Annotated in this window: 6 protein-coding genes; 3 read left to right on the top strand and 3 right to left on the bottom strand. The window is 57.1% G+C overall.

The window, feature by feature from the left end:
• Positions 1–383 (top strand): c-type cytochrome (locus RA210_RS21900; RefSeq protein ID WP_442963407.1); only part of this gene is annotated, 383 nt, incomplete at its 5' end.
• An 80-nt stretch (positions 384–463) separates the two neighbouring features.
• Complete coding sequence (gene tatA, locus RA210_RS17550) at positions 464–682, top strand: twin-arginine translocase TatA/TatE family subunit (protein ID WP_201487451.1); 219 nt, start codon at positions 464–466, stop codon at positions 680–682.
• A gap of 79 nt (positions 683–761) precedes the next feature.
• Here the strand turns inward: tatA and RA210_RS17545 are convergent, their stop codons facing one another.
• On the bottom strand, positions 762–1094 hold the full coding sequence (locus tag RA210_RS17545) for a DUF2790 domain-containing protein (protein WP_201487450.1): 333 nt from the start codon (positions 1092–1094) through the stop codon (positions 762–764).
• A gap of 384 nt (positions 1095–1478) precedes the next feature.
• Here RA210_RS17545 and RA210_RS17540 point away from each other — a divergent pair, with 384 nt between their 5' ends.
• A complete protein-coding gene (locus RA210_RS17540) occupies positions 1479–2744 on the top strand; it encodes a type II restriction endonuclease (protein WP_236574794.1) in 1266 nt (421 codons plus the stop codon).
• Positions 2745–2789: 45 nt separating this feature from the next.
• Here RA210_RS17540 and RA210_RS17535 read toward each other — a convergent pair whose 3' ends face one another.
• Positions 2790–3149: a copper-binding protein gene (locus RA210_RS17535; protein WP_201487448.1), complete on the bottom strand. Its 360-nt coding sequence runs from the start codon at positions 3147–3149 to the stop codon at positions 2790–2792.
• A 136-nt stretch (positions 3150–3285) separates the two neighbouring features.
• Positions 3286–5630 (bottom strand): efflux RND transporter permease subunit (locus RA210_RS17530; protein ID WP_201487447.1); only part of this gene is annotated, 2345 nt, incomplete at its 5' end.

Below are 5630 nucleotides of genomic sequence, written 5' to 3'. Positions count from 1 at the left end.
TCTGGATCATCAAGCATGGGATCAAGGCTTCGGGCATGCCTGCCTGGGGCAAGAGCATGGGCGATGAGTATATATGGGGAATGGTGGCCTTCCTGGAGCAGTTGCCGAAGCTTGATGCGCAGGAATACCAGGCATTGGTGGCGAGCAGCGCCGGTCATCAGCATGGTGGTGGTGAAACCATAATGCACGATCATGAAGGGCAGCATAACGCTCAGGATACAGGCGCCCAAGGGCATCATGAGGTAAGCCAGGAGGGGCATCATGCTGGAGAAATGACTGCTCCTCATCATGGCTCAGGGGATGCAAGCAGCTCTTCCGCCGCCATGCCTCCGCCAATGGTCCATACCCACGCCGATGGGAAAGAGCACGTCCATGGACACTAGCTGCCAGATCCAGTAACCGCTGGATCTGCCTTGGCGTTCCTACGAGGTATGTGAGAGTCCGTAATAGTGAGGGTTCGGCGATGGGTTTTGGGGGAATTAGTATTTGGCAGTTGCTGATTATTCTAGTGATTGTGGTAGTGCTTTTTGGGACGAAGCGCCTAAGAACCTTGGGAGGGGATCTTGGAGGAGCCATCCGATCTTTTCGGAGCTCGCTTGAGGAGGGAAAAGACAATCCAGGCGGCACATGCACCTCAACAGACGCAGATGGCCAGAAGTTCCTGGATGTCAAAAAAGATTAGATATTTTAACGTGAGGGCGGGGCAGCTATTTGCCCCGCTATTTTTTTGCTAATTATAAAATGGTTTCGGTCGATAAGGCTCAGCCGTCGTTCCTGCAGCCCGTGCCCATGACTAGATACTCAATCGTGTTCAAGGAGCCCTGTGAGTCTTCGTAGGTGATTCTTGCCGGAACGACACGACAGACCTCAGCTGGACGGCTTACGCTGACAACCTTGATAATGTCCATTTCCATTCCGTATTTGTACTTGATTACTTGTGGGGCTGGCTTGCCCTGATCCTCAGCATATTTCTGAACCTGGGCCTGATTTTTATGCAGGATCCGGTCCGACTCCTTGTCGGCAAGGTCGCTCGCCATGGCGAACGGCATTGTCATCGTTGCGGCTATAATCATGGCCAGTTTCATATGTTTCATTTGATTTTTTCCTCGTGGTGAGCACGAGGTTGATTGTGTCTCATCGATGCTGTCACAAGCATGACCGGGAAATTAATTAACGGTAATGTTCGTTGGGGGCTTGGTTGACATGGCTGTTGTCTGGATGGTCGATCATAAAGAGAGGTGTGATTCTGGGCGGCATACAGCGGCGGCGGATAATTTTCTCGGATCAACTGTTGAATCACAGGCGTGCTCCGCATCACTGCCAGCGAAGCAGGCTGAGCATGTTCATCATAATCCCATGAGGTGTGGCTGACTCTACGAGATTGAGTGTTTCTACGTGTATCATGTGCTGAATGGCCAGCAAGGGGCTGGCCAGGCTCGGCTTGCAGACTTCCAAGGCTTCTCATGACAGAGCACAGCGTGTCCTCCGCAAAGGTGCGGACTTTGATTGAGCAGTGGCGTGCCGATGCGGGAGGCACCTATCAGAGCTGGTTTCTATGGCCAGAGCGGATCAAGAACTTCCGCTCCATCAGGCGGGGTCTGGAGGCTGTGGTCGCTGAGATTGAGGCTGGCACCTTTGGCAATCAATACAAGCAGTCGTCTTTGGAAACCGTGGTGGGTTCCATTGCTGAGCAACGTCAGATTTTCAAAGGGGCCGATCATGCCTTTTTGTGGAAGCCGAAGCTTCGCATCCCAGATATCTATGAGAATCGGGAGAACCAGCTTGCCTTCGGGCGGTTCCTTGATCATTGTGCCTGCTGCATTAATGAGGAAACATTAGTTCAGGCAATCCGGACGTTGGACTCGCTGGCAATTAAAGGGCTCGGCCCTGCTGCTGCAAACCTCTTGTACTTCCTTCACCCAACACTGATCCCGCCATTCAATACCGCGATAGTCAAGGGTTACAACCGTTTGACAGGTGCTGCTGTCAAGCTTGGCAGCTGGCAACAATATCTAGCTATGCGTCAAGGCATCATTGCACTTAATCGCGAGAGTCGAGACCTGCTCTCTAATGACTTGGGTGCTATTGGGGGGTTGCTGTTCGATATAGGAAGCGAGCGCTACTCCCTGCCGCCAGCAGAAAGCTCTGCTGAGTCACTTGCGCTGTGGCGGGCGGAGCTTGATCGTATCCGTGAGGAGTCAGCCAAGGCTCTCAAGGCTCTGGCCCGAGCTCAGGAGAGTGATGAGACCCATACCCAGATTCAGGGGTGGCTGCGCGATCTAGGCAAAGCTCTCGGCTTCAACGTATGGATTGCTTCCAATGACCGTTCCCGTCCCTACGCCAACGGGAGGCTTTCGGATGGTTGTCTGGATAACCTGCCAAGCGCAGTGGGTGCGGCGGATACGGTGCGGTTGATCGATGTCCTATGGCTTCATGCCGATTCTGGCCGCGTTTCGGCTGCATTCGAGGTTGAGCACAGCACCAGCATTTATTCAGGGATTGTCCGGATGCTGGATCTTGCACTTGCAGCACCTGAACATGAAGAGGCTAGTTATTTCCTGGTCGCCCCAGACGAGCGCGAAGGTGAAGTCAGAGATCAGTTACGCCGGCCTGCGTTCCGTCGCATTGGCCGGCTTGCCCCACGCTATCTGCCCTACAGCGAGCTACGTACGCATCGTGAGGCCATCGCTCGGTTTGGTCAGGGTATACGCCCAATAGAGTCAATCGCCCGGCAACTGACTTGAGATAGCGGTCTAGCCAAGGAGCTGAGTGGTACCGAAATGGCAGGTTTACTTTGATTTCTGGATTGAAACGATGATAGCCGCCATATTCTGACTACGGAATTCAAAGTCCACCTTGTCGCCGACTTTCAACCCTTTCAGCTGCTCGGGTTTAGCCTGGAAGCCCATAGTCATAGGGGGCCATTGCAGGCTGGGGACCGGACCGTGGGCTAGGGTGACGATCCCTTTGGCTGTATCGATGGCCTTGATCGTCCCGCTGGCCTTGGCAGTCGGGGCAGAGACGTTTTTTTGCTCCATTTTCATGGGTTGCTCCATCGGCATCTGGCCCATGGGCATCTCTTGGCTGCCTGCCGCCAGAGTGATCTGACTGAAGGCAAGGGCCAGGGTGGTAGTGAGTGCGTACTTCATTGCAAGTTTCCTTCTTGGCTCGATGGTTGACTGGATAAGACCGTGTTGTCTGCAATCGGTGTTGCTCAAGGCGACCGCTCTCCAGGCCGCCTTGAGCCGATCCTTGGTTCTGTCTTGCCTCAGCGCTCGCCATCGATCACTGCGCTTTGCGCCGCATCAGCCAATACGCCGCCGGCAAGACCAGCATGGAGAGCAAGGGGGCGGTAATCATTCCTCCGACCATAGGCGCGGCGATCCGTTTCATCACTTCGGAGCCAGCGCCACTACCCCACAGGATAGGCACGAGGCCGGCAATGATCACTGCGACCGTCATGACCTTCGGTCTGACACGCAACACCGCGCCTTCACGGATCGCCTCAAGCAAGTCGGGGTTGTCGTCGCGGCCGGTAGTGATCCGAGCGTGCCAAGCGTTTCTGAGGTAGATCAACATGATCACCCCGAACTCCGCGGATACCCCTGCCAGAGCAATGAAGCCGACCCCTGTGGCGATCGACAGGTTGAAGCCAAACCAATAGAGCAGCCAGATGCCCCCGGACAGCGCAAAGGGCAAGGTGACCATGATCAGCAAGGCTTCGCTGAGGCGGTTGAAGGTGAGGTAAAGCAACACGAAGATGATCAGCAGTGTGGCCGGGACCACCCATGCCAGCCGAGCATTGGCGCGCTCCAGGTATTCGAACTGCCCGGAGTAGGACACCGTCATGCCTGCCCCCGGCTTCACGTTTTCGGCAACCCGCTGCTGCAGCTCGCGTACCGTCGACGCCAGGTCTCGCCCACGGACATCGACGTACACCCATCCAGAAAGGCGACCGTTCTCGCTACGCAGCATCGGTGGTCCCTCGTTCAGGCGGACGCTGGCCACCATTCCCAGGGTGATCTGCTGTCCGGCGGCGGTGAGAATCGGTAATAGCCGCAGCGCTTCGGGACTGTCTCGCCATTCGCGCGGGTAGCGCAGGTTGATCGGAAAACGCGCCAAGCCCTCGACGGTTTCGCCAATATTGCTGCCGCCGATGGCCCCTGACACCACGGCCTGGACTTCGGCGATGCTCATTCCGTAGCGCGCCGCGGCGAGGCGATCGATCTGGATGTCGACGTAGCGACCGCCGGTGAGCCGTTCCGCCAGGGCCGAGCTGACGCCGGGTACCTGCTTGGCCACGGCTTCGATTTCCTGGCTGATCCGCTCGATTTCATCCAGGGAGGTTCCTGAAACCTTCACGCCGATCGGACTCTTGATCCCGGTGGCGAGCATGTCGATACGGTTGCGGATCGGCGGCACCCAGATGTTCGAGAGGCCGGGGACTTTCACTGCACGATCCAGTTCCTCCACAAGTTTCTCCGCAGTCATGCCTGGACGCCATTGGTCACGAGGCTTGAACTGGATCGTGGTTTCGAACATCTCCAGGGGCGCGGGGTCGGTAGCGCTTTCTGCGCGTCCAGCTTTACCGAAGACCCGCTGGACCTCGGGTACCTTGTGAATCATGCGGTTGGTTTGCTGCAGGAGCTGCGTCGCCTTGCTCGCCGGCAAACCGGGAAGCGCCGATGGCATATACAACAGGTCGCCTTCATCCATTTGCGGCAAGAACTCCCCTCCCAACTGGTTCAACGGCCAGAGGCTGGACAGGAAGACCAACAAAGCCAAAACCAGGGTGGCTTTCGGCCAGGCCAGTACCACCTCCAGTACGGGGCGATATGCCGCGATCAGCCAGCGGTTCAACGGGTTCTGCTGCTCGCTGGGAATCCGCCCGCGAATCCAGTAACCCATCAGTACCGGAACCAGGGTGACCGACAAGCCGGCGGCGGCCGCCATGGCATAAGTCTTGGTAAAGGCCAGGGGGCCAAACAAGCGACCTTCCTGGGCTTCCAGGGTGAATACGGGGAGAAAAGACAGGGTGATGATCAGCAGGCTGAAGAACAGTGCCGGGCCGACTTCGGCGGCGGCTTCACCGATTACCCTCCAGTGCTGGTCGCCCTGCAGGGGCTCATTTGGGTACCGCTCCTTCCAGGCCTCGATGTGCTTGTGCGCGTTTTCGATCATCACCACGGCCGCATCGACCATGGCGCCAATCGCGATGGCGATTCCGCCCAAGGACATGATGTTTGCGTTGACACCTTGGTGGCGCATGATGATGAACGCCACGAGGATGCCTAGCGGCAAAGTGATGATCGCCACCAAGGACGAGCGCAGGTGCCAGAGGAAGATCAGGCACACCAGCGCGACCACCGCGAACTCCTCCAGCAGCTTGAAGCTGAGGTTGTCGATGGCGCGATCGATCAACTGGGAGCGGTCATAGGTCGTCACCACTTCGACATCGGCTGGCAAGCTCTCTTTAAGCGCTTCAAGTTTCTCTCGCACTGCACGGATGGTGTCGCGGGCGTTTTTGCCCGAGCGCAGAATGACCACGCCGCCGACCACTTCGCCTTCGCCATCCAGTTCGGCGATACCGCGGCGCATTTCCGGCCCCAGCTGGATGGTGGCAACCTGAC

This window comes from Pseudomonas sp. OF001 (assembly GCF_904426495.1).
Classification (GTDB): Bacteria; Pseudomonadota; Gammaproteobacteria; order Pseudomonadales; family Pseudomonadaceae; genus Geopseudomonas.
This window is presented reverse-complemented; position numbering and strand designations above follow the sequence as displayed.